We start from the raw sequence: 17,192 nt of genomic DNA, 5'->3' as shown, positions 1-17,192 counted from the left end.
ATTCAAGCATTTAAAAATATATTAAGGCCAACTTACACATTTATTATGACCTGCCTATTTTGTTCAATGTATAATAATATTGTCTGCTACAAATTCTAACTAATAAGTCTTATTATGGCCAAAACAAATGCTACCGCTCGTCTCATTCGCTTTTTGGTGGGACTCTTTATCGCTTGCCTAGCATTGGCAGTTGTTCTAGCACTTGCTGTACCTATTGGTTTTTATGGGATGGCTATGTATCTATCGCCGACCCTACCTAGTACGCAAGAGATTAAAACAGCCAAATTAGAAATGCCATTACAGATTTATAGTAGTGATGATAAATTAATCGGCCAATACGGCAATCGTTTATCGTTACCAGTTAGTTTTGAAGACATTCCTGAAGATTTAACTCATGCTTTTTTAGCGGCCGAAGATGCTTCTTTCTTTCAGCATAGCGGAATTAGCATTAAAGGTCTTGGTCGCGCTGTCACCGAAGCAGTCACTGATGACGATGGTCAAACCGGTGGCTCTACCATTACGATGCAGGTCGCTAAAAACTATTTCTTAAGTCCAGAACGTACTTTAAACCGTAAACTAACAGAGTTGTTTTTGGCGCGTAAGATCGAAGACGAACTGAGTAAAAACGATATCTTGACACTATATGTCAATAAGATCTATCTGGGTGAAGGCGCCTATGGCATTCGCGCTGCGGCCAAAAAATATTATAGTAAGTCATTAGACAATCTAACCATTGCTGAAATGGCGATGTTAGCAGGTCTACCAAAAGCCCCTTCTAAATACAATCCTGTTGCCAATCCTAGCCGTGCACTGACTCGCCGTAACTGGATCGTTGGACGCATGCATGAGCTTGGCTATATTACCAAAGCTCAGTATGATGAAGCGGTCAACTCCCCTATCGGTATCAACCTATACAAAGAAAAGCTCGATGTAAATATGCCTTATTTGGCAGAAATGACGCGCGCTTCTTTAGTCGAACGTTATGGTGATCAAGTCATGCACGGTGGGTGGCGCGTACGTCTCACAGTAGATAGTAAAGCACAAACAGATGCCGAAGCAGCAGTAGTAACAGGTTTAATTGCCTATGAGCATCGCCATGGTTGGCGTGGGGCTGAAGCAAATGATGAGCCTCTCGAAAACTTCCGACGTTACAGCAATATGTCTCCTGCCAAGGTGACTAAAGTCAATTCTCGTAGTTTTGATGCAGTCTTGCAGTCCGGCGAAGAAGTGACCGTTAATTGGTCTGGTATGAAATGGGCACGTAAATATATTTCTGCTGACCGTATTGGTTATTACCCTAGCAATGCCAGTCAAGTCGTTAAGAAAAACGATATCGTTCGTGTGATACCTACTTCGAATGGCAATTGGCAACTAGGTCAAATACCTAAAATTCAAGGCAGTTTGGTTTCGTTGAATCCAGAGACTGGTGCTGTCAATGCATTGGTTGGTGGCTTTGATTTTAACCACAGTAAATTCAACCGCGCCTTACAAGGCTGGCGTCAACCTGGCTCAACCATTAAGCCACTTGTTTATACCGCTGCTTTAGAAAAAGGTTATCGTTCAGATACCATCGTTTCTGACCGAGCTATTCAAGTAGGTGACTGGAAACCGAAAAACTCTGATGAACGTTTCTTAGGTGATATCACTTTACGTCGTGGTTTATATTTGTCGCGTAACCTCGTATCTATTCGCTTGTTACAAGCTATCGGTATCTCAAGTACGCGCAACCTATTAGATGAATTCGGTCTTGATAAAGAAAAGCTACCAACAACACTATCATTAGCACTTGGAGCCGGACAAGCCACACCATTACAAATGGCCACGGCTTATTCAACTTTCGCGAATGGTGGTCATCGTGTCCAACCTTACTTTATTGAACAAATTTACAATTATAAAAACGAGCTGTTGTTTCAGGCAAATCCACGTCAAGCATGTGCACTATGCTTTAACGAAAAACTTGAAAAGGTTAATAGCAGCTTAGTTAAAGAGTATGAGAAGTCAATTGAAGCGCTTGATGATAGTACTAATGAAATAACTCCCGATAATTCATCATCAGAAAGCAATGATGATAGCGAAACAACAGATAAAGAGCTTGATTTAACGGTATATAACGCAGGTCCACAATCAGACCGCCTAAAAGCGCCTGCCGTACAATATGTAAGGGCCAAACAAGCACCACGCATCCTGCAACCTAGAGTCGCTTTTGAGATGGCAGATATACTACGCGATGTAGTCCAACGCGGTACAGCGGTAAGAGCAAAGGCATTAGGTCGCAATGATATCGGTGGCAAAACTGGTACCACCAATCAGGCCAAAGATGCGTGGTTTGCTGGATTCCATCCTACCAATGCGACAGTAGTATGGATGGGATTTGACCAACCATCTACTATGGGCCGGCGTGAATATGGTGGTGTGGCAGCACTGCCAGTCTGGATGGACTTTATGAAAGCTCAGCTGAAAGACACGCCAAGCCAATGGGTATCTATCAATAACCGCTCAAAATCCAAAAAGCAACAGCAAAGTATCATAGAGATGACTGATGATGGTGTCCTAGTTAATGATGGCGCTAATAAATCAGCAAAACCAGTCAAGACTCAAACCCAGCAGCGTAAGCCTTCGGTTCCAGAGCCTACTGAGGAGACGAGCACTTCACCATCAACGAAACCAAGTAGCAATCGTAGTGATGACAGCGTACCGGAAAATCCATTAACGGTGACACCCGTTGAAAGTATGCCTCCGATGCCAGAGTAACAAACAAGACAATTTTTAGTTAATAAGAAAAAGGCTTATTCAATAATGATTGAATAAGCCTTTTTTATACGCTGTAGACTATGCCCTACCCTACTTAATCATACTTTCAAGTGGTTCAATAAATAGCTATCAAAAAATAAATCTTCTAGTTTACTTCCTATTAGAACTCGACCATACCTGCACGCAGTTGTTCAATCAGCTCCAAAAGCTGATTGCGCCATTCTCGTATTGTGGTCTCATCAGGCAGCCATTGATTGGATAAGGTGACAACATTGACAATCAAGTCTGGTGACGCTGAATGACTGCTTAGCGCTTCATCGACGATAGTATCTGGCGGTACCGCATAAAGACAACGCTGATAAGCACGCTCTATATTGGCGATAAAACCTTGCTGTTGCAGTTGCTGCAGACGCTGAATCTCAGGAGATACTTGGGTTCGCTCGTTCAATGCTTGCTCAATATCGAGCAAAGTTGGCGCCGTCATATTTAGGCTATAGAAATGACCGAGCTCCTGAATGAATGCCAATAAAGCACCATGCAAGTGAAAAATGGCAGTCTCACAGTGTGCTTGGTATAACTGTTTGTCATTGGTACTTCCTGCAGATTGGCAAGATAAACGACAGAAATATAACTTTTGATTGGTTCGATCTGCTTGATATTTGGCGACGCGAGTTTTACCTGCCATTTGCTAATTATCCTTTTATGAATAGTGAATTAGAGCATATTTCCAGTGTACTATTTTTTTAGATGATAGCACCATGCCTTTCTCAGTTTTTTATACGCACAAAAAAGCCAGCAACTTAGGCTGGCTTTTTTATCAAATTAAGAATGAATCAGGATACTTAATACGATTAATTATCTTGATTTAACTCTTGAGCAAATGCCTCGTCGAAGCTTGCAAAGTCTTTGCTATCAGTGCTTGCAGTCATGTCAAACGCTGCATTCAAATCTTTATCTTGTAGCTTCTGATCTGCTTTTTCTTTACGTGCCTTATGATAAGCAAGACCAGTACCTGCAGGAATCAAGCGACCAACAACCACGTTTTCTTTCAGACCACGTAGCTCATCCACTTTACCAGTCACAGCAGCCGCAGTTAGTACACGGGTTGTTTCCTGGAAAGAAGCCGCTGAGATAAAGCTTTCAGTTGCTAGACTTGCTTTGGTGATACCTAGTAATTGACGCTCAAACTGTACTGGGAATTTATCTTCCGCTTCTAGCTTCGCATTCAATGCTTTAATATCTGCATACTCGACCTGATCACCTTTGAAGTGACTTGAATCGCCGCCGTCAGTGATTTCAACTTTACGCAGCATCTGACGAATGATAACTTCGATGTGCTTGTCGTTGATTTTTACACCCTGCAAGCGATAAACGTCCTGTACTTCGTTGACGATATAATCAGCAAGTGCAGTCTGGCCTTTCAAACGCAAGATATCATGTGGGTTCTGTGGACCATCAGCGATCACTTCACCACGTGCTACCGTCTCGTTTTCAAAGACGTTGATTTGACGCCATTTTGGGATTAGCTCTTCATGTACTTCGCCATCTTCATTAGTAATAATGAAGCGGTTCTTACCTTTAGTCTCTTTACCAAAGCTTACCACACCAGTCATTTCTGCCATGATGGCGTGATCTTTTGGACGACGTGCTTCGAACAAGTCAGCAACACGTGGTAGACCACCGGTGATGTCTTTTGTACCAGAAGACGCTTGTGGTACACGGCCTAGAATCGAACCTGCTGCTACTTTTTCACCATCGCTCACGCGGATGATAGTTTCAGCTGGTAAGAAGTAAACCACTTCTTTGCCTTCGTCAGTGTTCAAGATAATCGCAGGACGTAAGTCTTTTGCTGAACTTGAACGGTCGCGAGTGGCTAGAATCTCAAATGAGCTCATACCAGTCGCATCATCAACCTTCACTGTTGCAGTCATACCGTCAGTGATGTCACTGAAGCGTGCGGTACCAGCAAATTCTGTGATGATTGGATGCGTATGCGGATCCCACTTAGCGATAGTTTGACCGCCTTCAACCTGCTCTTCGTCTTTCACAAGTACGCTTGAACCATACGGTACTTTATAGCGCTCACGCTCACGGCCAAGCTCATCGGTCAATGCGATTTCAGCTGAACGCGATACGATGACTAAGTGACCATCGGTATGCTGTACTGTTTTCATGTTCTCAAAGTGCGCTTGACCAGCATTACGTACAGAGATGCTGTTGTCTACAGATGCTGAGCTCGCTGCCCCGCCCACGTGGAACGTACGCATGGTTAACTGAGTACCCGGCTCACCAATAGACTGAGCTGCCATAACACCGACTGATTCACCGATATTCACTTTATGACCACGTGCAAGGTCACGACCATAGCACTGTGAACATACGCCATGTTCGATATCACACGTAATTACTGAACGTACCCAGATATCATCGATTGCGTTGTTATCAAGGACGTTAACCCAGTACTCATCGATCAATGTACCAGCTGGAATCAATACTTTATCAGCATCATCGTTATAAGTAACGTCACGAGCAGTGACACGACCCAGTACTAGCTCACCTAGCTTCTCAATGATTTCACCACCTTGGATATGTGGTTTCATGAGTAAGCCTTCTTCAGTACCACAATCATCACTAGTGATAACCAAATCTTGTGCCACATCAACTAGACGACGAGTTAGGTAACCCGAGTTAGCCGTTTTCAGTGCCGTATCCGCTAGACCTTTACGTGCACCGTGAGTTGAGATGAAGTACTGTAGTACAGTCAAACCTTCACGGAAGTTGGCTTTAATCGGTGTCTCAATGATTGAGCCATCTGGTTTCGCCATCAAACCACGCATACCAGCCAACTGACGAATCTGTGCCGCACTACCACGAGCACCAGAATCTGACATGATGAAGATAGAGTTAAATGACTTCTGCTCGTCTTCTTCACCTTGTGCATTAATAACTTTATCTGTTGCCAAGTTGTCCATCATCGCTTTAGCGACTTTGTCATTGGTACGTGACCAGATATCAACGACTTTGTTATAGCGCTCACCAGCAGTTACGAAACCTTGCTCGAACTGATCTTCGATTTCGCGAACTTCGCCTTCTGCCACTTCAATGATTTGCTTCTTAAGTGGTGGAATGACCATGTCGTCGATACCGATAGACACACCAGATAGCGTTGCCTGAGCAAAACCAAGATACATCAATTGGTCAGCAAACATAACACTTTCTTTTACGCCAACTTTACGGTAGCAAGAGTTGATTAAACGAGAGATGTTTTTCTTCGTCATTTCCTGGTTACACTCATCAAACGTCATACCTTTAGGCATGATGTTCCAGATAAGTAGACGACCAGCAACCGTATCTTTGATACTGATTTCTTTAGTCTCGTTACCTTCTTCGTCAATTTGCGTCTCAGTAACACGCACTTTGATCTTGGCGTTTACATGTAAGTCGTTTGAACCAATTGCACGCAATGCTTCATTAACGGTAGCAAAAATCATGCTCTCGCCTTTGGCATTGATAGACGAGCGACTGATGTAATATAGACCTAGTACAACATCCTGAGATGGTACGATGATCGGATCACCGTTCGCAGGTGACAAGATGTTGTTGGTAGACATCATCAAGGCACGTGATTCAAGCTGCGCTTCTAGCGTCAATGGCACGTGAACGGCCATTTGGTCACCATCGAAATCGGCGTTGAATGCAGTACAAACAAGCGGATGCAATTGGATGGCTTTACCTTCGATCAATACTGGCTCAAATGCCTGTAGACCCAAACGGTGAAGTGTTGGCGCACGGTTAAGAAGTACTGGATGCTCACGGATAACCATGGCCAGCATATCCCACACTTGTGGCTCTTCACGTTCTACCATCTTTTTGGCAGCTTTAATCGTAGTCGCTAAACCATGAGACAATAATTTGTTATAAGTAAATGGCTTGAACAATTCTAGTGCCATTTTCTTAGGTAGACCACACTGATGTAGACGTAGTGTTGGACCTACAACGATAACCGAACGACCAGAGTAATCGACACGCTTACCAAGTAAGTTCTGACGGAAACGACCTTGCTTACCTTTGATCATATCTGCCAAAGATTTCAATGGACGCTTGTTACTACCAGTGATGGCACGACCGCGACGACCGTTATCAAGCAAGGCATCTACTGACTCTTGCAACATACGTTTTTCGTTACGTACGATGATGTCAGGTGCGCTTAGCTCAAGCAGACGCTTAAGACGGTTGTTACGGTTGATCACACGGCGATATAGATCGTTTAGATCTGACGTCGCAAAACGGCCGCCTTCTAGCGGTACTAGAGGACGCAAATCTGGTGGTAGTACTGGCAAGATGTTCATTACCATCCACTCAGGCTTGTTATTAGAATCACGGAATGCTTCTAATAATTTGAGACGCTTAGACATCTTCTTAAGCTTAGTCTCAGAACCAGTTTGTGGAATCGCTTCACGTAGCTCATCAATTTCAAGATCGATATCGATATCTTTTAATAGGTCTTGAACTGCTTCAGCACCCATCTTGGCTGTGAATTCGTCACCAAACTCTTCAAGCGCTTTGTAATAATCTTCGTCATCAAGCAACTGGTATTTTTCTAAGCTAGTTAGACCAGGCTCAGTAACGATATAGCTTTCAAAATATAGAACGCGCTCGATATCACGTAGCGTCATGTCTAGCAATAGACCGATGCGGCTTGGTAATGACTTTAGGAACCAAATATGCGCAACTGGACTGGCTAGGTCGATATGACCCATGCGATCACGACGAACTTTAGCAGTGGTAACTTCAACACCACATTTTTCACAGATAACGCCTTGGAACTTACGGCGCTTATATTTACCACATAGACATTCGAAGTCTTTTACTGGACCAAAGATTTTGGCACAAAAAAGACCATCACGCTCAGGCTTGAACGTGCGATAGTTGATGGTTTCAGGCTTTTTCACTTCGCCGTGCGACCATGACTTGATGACGTCAGGTGAGGCTAAAGTAATTTGAATGCTATCAAACTCTTGGTTACCGTTGCCGGTAGGGCTTTGCATGATATCGAGTAAATCTTTCAAGTTGCTTCTCCGTTATCTTTATAATCATCTGACAGCGTACCATTGACGCAGATAAGATGAATGAAGGCAATGAATAGGGTTGAGACAAATCACTAAAAGCAGCAGCAATAAAGCAGACTGCCTTTAGTGGACAACTAAGTTAAACAACGGGCTAGTTGCTTTGTTTTAACTCAATATTAATACCCAGTGATTTGATTTCTTTGGTCAGTACGTTAAACGACTCAGGCATGCCTGGATCCATATACTGCTCACCATCAACGATGTTTTTGTACATACGAGTACGGCCTTCAACGTCATCCGACTTCACCGTTAGCATTTCTTGCAACGTGTAAGTCGCGCCGTATGCTTCTAGTGCCCACACTTCCATCTCACCGAAGCGCTGACCACCAAACTGAGCTTTACCACCCAATGGCTGCTGCGTTACTAGAGAATAAGAACCCGTTGAACGCGCATGCATTTTGTCATCAACCAAATGGTTAAGCTTGAGCATGTACATATAGCCGACGGTTACTTTACGGTCAAACTTCTGACCTGTACGACCATCATATAACGTCTGCTGACCATCGCGATCCATACCAGCAAGCTCGAGCAAGTCTTTAACTTGGCTTTCTCTTGCGCCGTCAAATACTGCTGTGCCCATCGGTACACCGCCACGTAAGTTGTCTGCTAGCGCCATGATGTCATCATCACTTAAGCTATCAAGATCAACTTGCTCACCGCCTACTTGGTTATAGATTTTGTCCAAGAAGTCACGTAGCTCTTTGATTGCTGCTTGAGATTTGAGCATACCATCGATCTTCTCGCCCAAACCTTTCGCTGCCATACCCAAATGCGTCTCTAGAACCTGACCGATATTCATACGAGATGGTACACCAAGTGGGTTCAATACGATGTCAACGGTATTACCATTTTCATCATAAGGCATGTCTTCAACTGGCATGATGCGCGATACAACACCTTTGTTACCATGACGACCAGCCATCTTATCACCAGGCTGAATACGACGCTTAACCGCTAGATATACTTTAACGATTTTCTGTACGCCATGTTGTAAATCATCACCAGCAGTCAATTTGCGTTTTTTCTCAGCAAACTTCACATCGATGTCTTTTTGCTTATCAACCAAGTAATCAGCGATTTGCGTTAGACGCTCAGAGATTTCTTCTTCTACTGGTTGGATATCAAGCAAGGTCTCAAGGCTCATATCTTTCATATCAGCCAAGGCCATAACCGTACCAGCTTTTAGACCAGCACCGCCGCTGACTTTTTGGCCATCTAATAGATTACCAATACGACCACGTGCTGCTTCTTCAAAGATACGTAGCTCTTCTTTCAAATCTTTACGATAGCTATCAAGCTGCGATTTTTCAATCGCTCTTGCGCGTGCGTCTTTTTCAACGCCATCACGGGTGAAGACCTGTACATCAATAACCGTACCTTTACTTGAAGTCGGTACGCGTAGTGAAGTGTCTTTAACATCAGCCGCTTTTTCGCCAAAGATAGCCCGTAGTAGTTTCTCTTCTGGCGTTAGTTGTGTTTCACCTTTTGGCGTTACTTTACCAACTAGAATATCACCAGCGTCAACTTCAGCACCGATATAGACGATACCTGCTTCATCAAGACTTGATAGTGCTGCTTCACCAACGTTTGGAATATCAGCCGTGATCTCTTCTGTACCTAGCTTGGTATCACGAGCCACACAAGTCAATTCTTGGATATGAATAGTAGTGAAACGATCTTCTTTAACTACTTTTTCAGATAACAAGATTGAATCTTCGAAGTTGTAACCATTCCACGGCATAAATGCGATGCGGATGTTCTGGCCTAGTGCTAGCTCACCAAGATCCGTTGATGGACCATCAGCCAAGATATCACCCAAAGCAATCTCGTCACCTTGGTTAACGATGATACGTTGGTTGATACAAGTATTTTGGTTAGAGCGCGTGTATTTGATCAAGTTATAGATATCGATACCCGCTTCACCAGCAGTCATCTCGTCTTCGTTCACACGAACAACGATACGTGATGCATCAACATCTTCAATCACACCGCCACGCTTAGCGATAACACAAACACCAGAGTCACGAGCAACGTGACGCTCCATACCAGTACCTACTAATGGCTTATCAGCACGTAGCGTAGGAACAGCCTGACGCTGCATGTTCGAGCCCATCAAGGCACGGTTAGCATCATCATGCTCTAGGAACGGAATCAAACCTGCTGCAACCGATACTACCTGACTTGGTGATACATCCATATGCGTCACTTTTTCTGGTGGCATACGAACAAATTCACCATAGCTACGTACACTGACCATCTCGTCAGATAACGCGCCATCTTCAGTCATCGGAGAATCAGCCTGTGCAATAACAGTACCTACTTCTTCGATTGCTGATAGATACTCAATAACATCAGTAACTTTACCATCAATCACACGGCGATAAGGCGTTTCTAAGAAGCCAAAGCTGTTGGTTTTAGCAAATGTTGCTAGTGAGTTGATCAGACCAATGTTTGGACCTTCAGGAGTCTCAATAGGACATACACGGCCATAATGCGTATCATGTACGTCACGTACTTCAAAGCCTGCACGCTCACGAGTTAGACCACCAGGTCCTAACGCTGATACACGACGCTTATGGGTAACTTCAGACAACGGGTTGTTCTGATCCATAAACTGTGACAACTGACTTGAACCAAAGAATTCTTTAACCGCAGCCGCTACTGGCTTAGAGTTAATCAAATCTTGTGGTGACAAGTTGTCTGATTCTGCTGAACTTAAACGCTCTTTTACAGCACGCTCAACACGTACTAGACCAACACGGAATTGGTTTTCTGCCATTTCGCCTACTGAACGAATACGACGGTTACCAAGATGATCAATATCATCGACATCACCGCGACCATTACGAATCTCGATAAGCTCTTTTAGAACGTTAACGATATCATCGTTGGTCAATACACTGCGTTCACGCTGGATATCAGGATCATCAGTGTTATCAAATTCTAAACCAAGACGACGGTTGAATTTCATACGACCGACATTTGATAAATCATAACGATCTGCGTTAAAGAACATGCTCTCAAACAGTTTCTCAGCAGTTTCGACCGTTGGTGGTTCACCTGGACGCATGACTTTGTAGATTTCGATCAACGCTTCTTCACGGCTTGACGTACTATCAGCACGTAGCGTATCAGCAATATAACTACCTTGGTCGATATCATTGGTGAATAGAATGCTGAATTCTTTGATAGATTCACTGGCTTCAAACGCGCTCAATTTAACCAATAATTCATGATCGATTGGCGTGTTTGCTTTAGCGATGATTTCGTCATTAACGACGATATCTTCTGCTAAGATACGCTCATACAAATATTCATCAGGCACAGCAATCTTCGTCATACCTGCTTCTTCAAGCTGACGGATACGGCGGGCGTTAATACGTTTGCCCTGCTCTACGATAACGTCACCTTCAGGTGATACGATATCGAACTGAGCCATTTCGCCACGTAGACGATCGGCAACTAAATCGATCTCAAACTGCTCTTCGCCTTTATAAACAGCAACTTTATCAAAGAACAAATCTAAGATTTCAGAAGTTGTTAGACCAAGTGCGCGTAGAATAATTGATGCAAGTAGCTTACGGCGACGGTCAATACGAGCAAATACTAAATCTTTTGCATCAAATTCAAAGTCTAACCATGAACCACGGTAAGGGATAATACGTGCGTTATAAAGCACTTTACCACTTGAATGCGACTTACCTTTATCATGATCAAAGAACACACCAGGTGAACGATGTAGCTGAGATACGATAACACGCTCAGTACCATTGATAATGAAAGTACCGTTAGCCGTCATCAGAGGCATCTCGCCCATGTAAACGCTTTGCTCACGGATATCTTTGATAGCAGCTTTGCTATCTTTGTCTTTGCTGTCTTTGTCTTTGATGATCAAACGGATTTTGACACGCATAGGCGCAGCAAACGTTGAACCACGTAAGATACACTCACGCTCATCAAATTCAGGCGTGCCTAAATAGTACTCAACAAATTGTAGCTCTGCGTTACCAGAGTGACTCTCAATTGGGAAAATAGAGGAATACGCAGCTTGCAAACCAGTATTCTCACGAGCTTTCGGCTTTTTGTGCTCTTGCAAAAATTGCTCGTAAGAATCTACTTGAATAGACAGTAAATAGGGAATGTCCATTACAGTGGGCAATTCAGCAAAACTTTTGCGAATACGCTTTTTTTCAGTATAAGAATATGCCATCGAGAGTCCTTACAGTAAACGTGGAAACAAATTAAAAGCGTGGCCAGTATGCATAAATACGATGCAAACATGGCGACGTAAACGATAATATAAAACGGGTCTTCGTGTTCAGTTCATGTCTTTTCTGTCAATTACTACTTTACTCTTCAGTGCTTACCTAGCACACTTCACTTAATCTCGTCGTTGCTTGCTAGATTCATGGTAAGTGAATCAGTCTATATGACTGTTGCAACCAAAAAATTCAATATTATATAATCTATAACGCATTGCCTATCAGGCTTACTTTACAAATACATTGCTGGGAAATAATGTCTACTAAGATTGCATCCATACCACTTGCCATCTAGACTACTTATTACCGAACCATGTTCCCTACACATACAAACTGTCTATGAGACTGAATATCGACAGTCATGCCACACCAAGTAGGCAACTTATGATCAACAACTTTTTTAAGAATACCGCTTTTTTCAGGATTAATAATCGGGGTAACTATAACTTTTAGAATCAGTATAAACTATAGTGTTGATAGGAAAGCATGCAGACACAAAAAAATGCCAAACATCTACAGACGTTTAGCTCATATTAACTGATTTCAAAAACTGGCATGTGTGCTTGCATGTATATCGTCTGTCCTTTTGATGGGTATCCACCGTGATGTTGCATACGTATGTTGGCAGACACAAAAGGTCAAGCTACGAATTATAGTAAAAAAAAGCTGGCAATGCAAGGCATTACCAGCTTTTTTTCGTACAGTGTTAAACTTATTTTAGTTCAACAGTTGCACCAGCTTCTTCAAGTTTCTTTTTCAACTCTTCAGCCTCAGCTTTAGATGCGCCTTCTTTGATTGGAGCTGGAGCGCTTTCAACCAAATCTTTCGCTTCTTTTAGGCCAAGACCAGTAGCTTCACGTACGGCTTTAATTACGCCAACTTTCTTCTCGCCAAAGCTGGCAAGAACTACGTCAAACTCGTCTTTTTCTTCAGCAGCAGCAGCAGCAGGACCAGCAGCAGCAGGTGCAGCAGCAACAGCAGCTGTTACGCCGAATTTTTCTTCCATGTCGCTGATTAATTCAACGATATCCATTACTGACATTTCAGCGATTGCATTTAACACGTCATCTTTAGATAGTGCCATGAGAACTCTCCGTTATCTGATAAAAATTAATTGATTCTAATATCGCCTTGATTGCTTGCCTAATGTGACAATAAAGTGCAACCAAAATTAGCGATGTTAAAGTTACGTTAAAACAAGCAATTAAGCAGCTTCTTTTGCGTCTTTGATTGCCGCTACAGTGCGAACGAACTTGCCAGGAACAGCGTTCATAGTCTGGACAAGCTTGGTCACTGGTGCATTCATAGTAGCCATCAAGATAGAGATTGCTTCGTCGCGAGTTGGTAGCTTCGATACGCGCTCTAGCTCTTCTGGACCATAAACTTCACCACCGACTGATACTAATTTGGTCTCTAAAGCTTTGTTATCTTTGCTGAAGTCGAAAACGACTCGAGCAGCAGATCCCAAATCTTCCATAGAGAAAGCCAAAAGTAGTGGACCAGTCATACGGTCTGACATGCTCTCAAACTTAGTGCCTTCAAAAGCGCGTTTTGCTAGTGTATTTTTTACCACTTTTAAAACGACACCTTTATCACGAGCTTGTTCGCGCAGCTTAGTAAGCTGTGCAACACCAATACCGTGATATTCGGCAGCTACTGCTGAGTAAGCATTAGCAGCAACTTCAGACACTTCAGCCACAACTTGTTGTTTTTGTTCTAGCGTTAATGCCATAAGTTGACTCCTTTAATCTTATCAATCGACTTATAATAAAAGTGCCAAAAACAAGGTTTTTATGCGCTCAAACTGTAAGCTAAGACTGACTTGATACGACACATTACCAGCGGATTCAATTAATAAAAAAAGCATCTACTGGTAACGACTGATTACGGCACCGTTATCAGAATGACGTTGAGTAATAGTTTGAAGGTTATAAATAATCTTATCGCCCTATTCGCTCGTGTCTTAAACTGTGTGGGCCACCGTCTGCGTAGGACAACTAAGATTTTCATCTGTCGTCGATTAACAAAAGTGACTTATTATCATAAGCAACTATCCGAAGATCGCTAACTATGACTCTAAACTACTCTCTACCTACGGTCTTAGACAGCGTAGCAAATACTACGCTGACCTAATTCTTTAAAAACTGTTTGTGTTTATCATTCAAAATATTTGAAGATAAAAACTTTAATTATTTAGCAGTACGATAAGGAACAGCGTCGATCGTTAGACCTGGACCCATCGTGCTAGACAAGGTAATTTTCTTAATGAAAGTACCTTTAGAAGTAGCAGGCTTAGCACGCTTTAGATCAGAAAGAATCGCTTGCGCGTTTTGCTCGATTTGATCAGCAGTGAAACCAACTTGGCCAATAGTTGCATGGATGATACCAGCTTTATCAACACGGTACTGAGCCTGACCAGCTTTCGCATTAGTCACAGCTTCAGCAACGTTTGGCGTTACTGTACCAACTTTAGGGTTAGGCATTAGACCACGTGGGCCTAGGATAGTACCTAACTGACCAACAACACGCATAGCATCTGGAGCTGCGATAACAACATCAAAGTCCATGTTACCGGCTTTGATTTGCTCTGCTAGGTCTTCAAAACCAACGATGTCTGCACCAGCTTCTTTAGCGGCTTCAGCAGCAGCGCCTTGAGCGAATACAGCAACGCGTTTGGTTTTACCAGTACCAGCAGGTAGGTTGGTTGCACCACGAACTACTTGATCAGATTTACGTGGGTCAACGCCCAAGTTTACTGCGATATCGATAGACTCTTTGAATTTTAGCGCTGGCAAATCGTTTAGGATTTGAACCGCTTCTTCAATAGTGTACTGTTTTTCGTTATCAATACGGCTTTGAATTTCTTTTTGACGTTTGGTTAGCTTAGACATTATACACCCTCCACGGTAATACCCATTGAACGTGCAGTACCAGCGATGGTACGGACAGCAGCGTCAAGATCAGCTGCAGTTAAATCTGCATTCTTAGTCTTAACGATGTCTTCTAGTTGTGCACGGTCAACTTTACCAACTTTAGCAGTGTTCGGTGTACCTGAACCTTTAGCAATACCAGCAGCCTTACGTAGTAAGTATGCAGCTGGTGGTGACTTCATGATGAAGGTAAAAGATTTGTCGCTGTATACTGTGATCTCAGTTGGGATCGGTAGACCTGGCTCTTGGCCTGAGGTCGCAGCGTTAAATTCTTTACAGAATGCCATGATGTTCACGCCTTTTTGACCCAAAGCTGGACCAATAGGTGGTGAAGGATTTGCTTTGCCTGCAGGCACTTGCAGTTTGATGTAACCATCAATCTTCTTAGCCATGATACTCTCCTAAATGGGTGATAGCGCCAAATCAACGTGGTATATACCTAATTGACTAACAGCTCCCCGGTTGATGAATTTTTTGCTAATTTAGTCTAGTTTTTCAACTTTACTAAATTCAAGCTCAACCTGCGTAGGTCGATTAAATACGTTTACCGTTAGATGTAGTTTAGACTTCTCATAATCCACTTTTTCTACCAACCCTTTAAAGTCAGTAAATGGACCATCGATAACCAACAACTCTTCGCCTGGCTCAAATAGAGTCTTAGGACGTGGGTCAGTTTCAGTCTGGTTCAAACGGTTTAAAATGCGATCAGCTTCTACTTGCGTAATCGGTGCAGGCATCTCAGGCGTACCACCGATGAAGCCCATAATACGAGGGCAGTCTTTTACGATGTGCCAAGTATTATCGTTCATCTCCATCTGGATCAATACATATCCAGGAAAGAACTTACGCTCACTCTTACGTTTTTTGCCGTCTTTCATTTCGACGACTTCTTCAGTAGGAACCAATACATCACCGAATGACTCAGCGAAGTCACTACGATTAATACGATCAGTTAATGAACGTTGTACTTGTTTTTCATATCCTGAAAACGCTTGGACAATATACCAACGCATATCACGCTCCTGATCATTATAAATAAGTTGTTATGAGTAAATGTCTCGCTAATAGTCACTAATACGTGCTATTAACCGATAAAGATACCAACGAACCAATTAAAAAAGTTATCCAATAACCAAATAAAGAAACCAGCAATCGCAATCACGACAATCACTTGCCATGTATATTGAAAGGTTTCGTCTTTACCTGGCCATGTCACTCGGCGAAGCTCAACAGCAGCGTCTTTTAATAATATTTTAAAAGCACGGCCTTGATGCGTTAACGCCAAACAGACTAATGCAAATACAACAAGTGCGACAATAATACCAATACGTACCCAAACATCGTTGGCAGGTTGCCAATAGCCCGGTAAGTATTGATTTACTAGAGTCGCACCGATTAATACAGCTGCGGCAAGTAGCCACAAAATCAAATCTTTTATTGAGCCAGTCTTAGCCACTTCAACAGCAGTAGTACCGCTAGCTGAAACATGCTTATTTTTAGACAGCATTCCACCAGCAACCGCCTTGGCATCAGATAACTTAGTCTCGAGGTTATCTTGATCATTGCTCATAAAGAACTCGCTTCGGAGATGGTGGGGTACAACAAAGATGTGATAAGAAGATGGCAGGCGATGTAGGACTCGAACCTACAACCCTCGGTTTTGGAGACCGATGCTCTACCAATTGAGCCAATCGCCTATGGGTGTAAAGGACAGCATTATACAATATTTAGCATAGAATGCAAGCCCTTGACGGTAAAATTATTAATTTTACCTGATTTTGCACTGCCGTAGTTTAAAATAACTGCTAGCGTCAAGTGCAGCGATAATATAACAAGCTATGCCGTAGATTACAATATGCTGTCTAACAAATAATTGTCTCTGTCACACATATAGCTAATTTATTAATACACGTTAGGCATAATTCTATTTTCGATCATGCTTCAACTTTCTCCAATAAAAAAAGGCCACCCTAGATAGGATGGCCTTTTTTACGACTAATTCATAAGCTCATTGCTGAGACTTAAGTCTTAGTTCAATACGTTAGCAACAACACCAGCGCCTACAGTACGGCCGCCTTCACGAATTGCAAAGCGAAGACCTTTGTCCATAGCGATTGGGT

The 17,192-nt window shown here is 42.8% G+C and carries 10 protein-coding genes, 1 tRNA gene and 1 pseudogene; 1 reads left to right on the top strand and 11 read right to left on the bottom strand.

What is annotated here, in order from left to right:
* The first annotated feature begins 114 nt into the window (after window positions 1-114).
* Entirely contained in the window at window positions 115-2,751 is a 2,637-nt protein-coding gene (locus ABFV72_RS05905) for a penicillin-binding protein 1A (RefSeq protein ID WP_347162806.1), read from the top strand.
* Window positions 2,752-2,911: 160 nt separating this feature from the next.
* Here ABFV72_RS05905 and ABFV72_RS05900 read toward each other — a convergent pair whose 3' ends face one another.
* From ABFV72_RS05900 to ABFV72_RS05850, 11 genes and pseudogenes are all read right to left on the bottom strand, one after another.
* Complete coding sequence (locus tag ABFV72_RS05900) at window positions 2,912-3,436, bottom strand: DUF6586 family protein (protein WP_347162805.1); 525 nt, start codon at window positions 3,434-3,436, stop codon at window positions 2,912-2,914.
* Window positions 3,437-3,602: 166 nt separating this feature from the next.
* Window positions 3,603-7,820 (bottom strand): DNA-directed RNA polymerase subunit beta', encoded by a 4,218-nt coding sequence (gene rpoC / locus ABFV72_RS05895; protein ID WP_102090387.1) that lies wholly within the window; start codon window positions 7,818-7,820, stop codon window positions 3,603-3,605.
* 151 nt (window positions 7,821-7,971) lie between these two features.
* Window positions 7,972-12,090, bottom strand: coding sequence for a DNA-directed RNA polymerase subunit beta (gene rpoB / locus ABFV72_RS05890; protein ID WP_347162804.1), 4,119 nt, complete (start codon window positions 12,088-12,090; stop codon window positions 7,972-7,974).
* 764 nt (window positions 12,091-12,854) lie between these two features.
* A complete protein-coding gene (gene rplL, locus ABFV72_RS05885) occupies window positions 12,855-13,226 on the bottom strand; it encodes a 50S ribosomal protein L7/L12 (protein WP_057761722.1) in 372 nt (123 codons plus the stop codon).
* 120 nt (window positions 13,227-13,346) lie between these two features.
* On the bottom strand, window positions 13,347-13,874 hold the full coding sequence (rplJ, locus tag ABFV72_RS05880) for a 50S ribosomal protein L10 (RefSeq protein WP_057761724.1): 528 nt from the start codon (window positions 13,872-13,874) through the stop codon (window positions 13,347-13,349).
* 457 nt (window positions 13,875-14,331) lie between these two features.
* Complete coding sequence (gene rplA, locus ABFV72_RS05875) at window positions 14,332-15,033, bottom strand: 50S ribosomal protein L1 (protein ID WP_057761725.1); 702 nt, start codon at window positions 15,031-15,033, stop codon at window positions 14,332-14,334.
* On the bottom strand, window positions 15,033-15,464 hold the full coding sequence (rplK, locus tag ABFV72_RS05870) for a 50S ribosomal protein L11 (RefSeq protein WP_057761727.1): 432 nt from the start codon (window positions 15,462-15,464) through the stop codon (window positions 15,033-15,035). The genes rplA and rplK overlap by 1 nt, the downstream gene beginning before the upstream one ends.
* Before the next feature lie 90 nt (window positions 15,465-15,554).
* Complete coding sequence (gene nusG, locus ABFV72_RS05865; protein WP_057761729.1) at window positions 15,555-16,085, bottom strand: transcription termination/antitermination protein NusG; 531 nt, start codon at window positions 16,083-16,085, stop codon at window positions 15,555-15,557.
* A gap of 71 nt (window positions 16,086-16,156) precedes the next feature.
* The gene (gene secE, locus ABFV72_RS05860) at window positions 16,157-16,642 is read right to left on the bottom strand and encodes a preprotein translocase subunit SecE (protein ID WP_057761731.1); all 486 of its coding nucleotides are present in this window, start codon (window positions 16,640-16,642) and stop codon (window positions 16,157-16,159) included.
* Window positions 16,643-16,693: 51 nt separating this feature from the next.
* Window positions 16,694-16,769, bottom strand: a tRNA-Trp gene (locus tag ABFV72_RS05855).
* A gap of 331 nt (window positions 16,770-17,100) precedes the next feature.
* A pseudogene (locus tag ABFV72_RS05850) lies at window positions 17,101-17,192 on the bottom strand (elongation factor Tu); the annotation flags it as partial.

Source organism: Psychrobacter proteolyticus, assembly GCF_039762275.1.
GTDB classification, from domain to species: domain Bacteria; phylum Pseudomonadota; class Gammaproteobacteria; order Pseudomonadales; family Moraxellaceae; genus Psychrobacter; species Psychrobacter proteolyticus_C.
The sequence above is the reverse complement of the archived record's forward strand: the minus strand, read 5'-3'. Positions and strand labels throughout refer to the sequence as shown.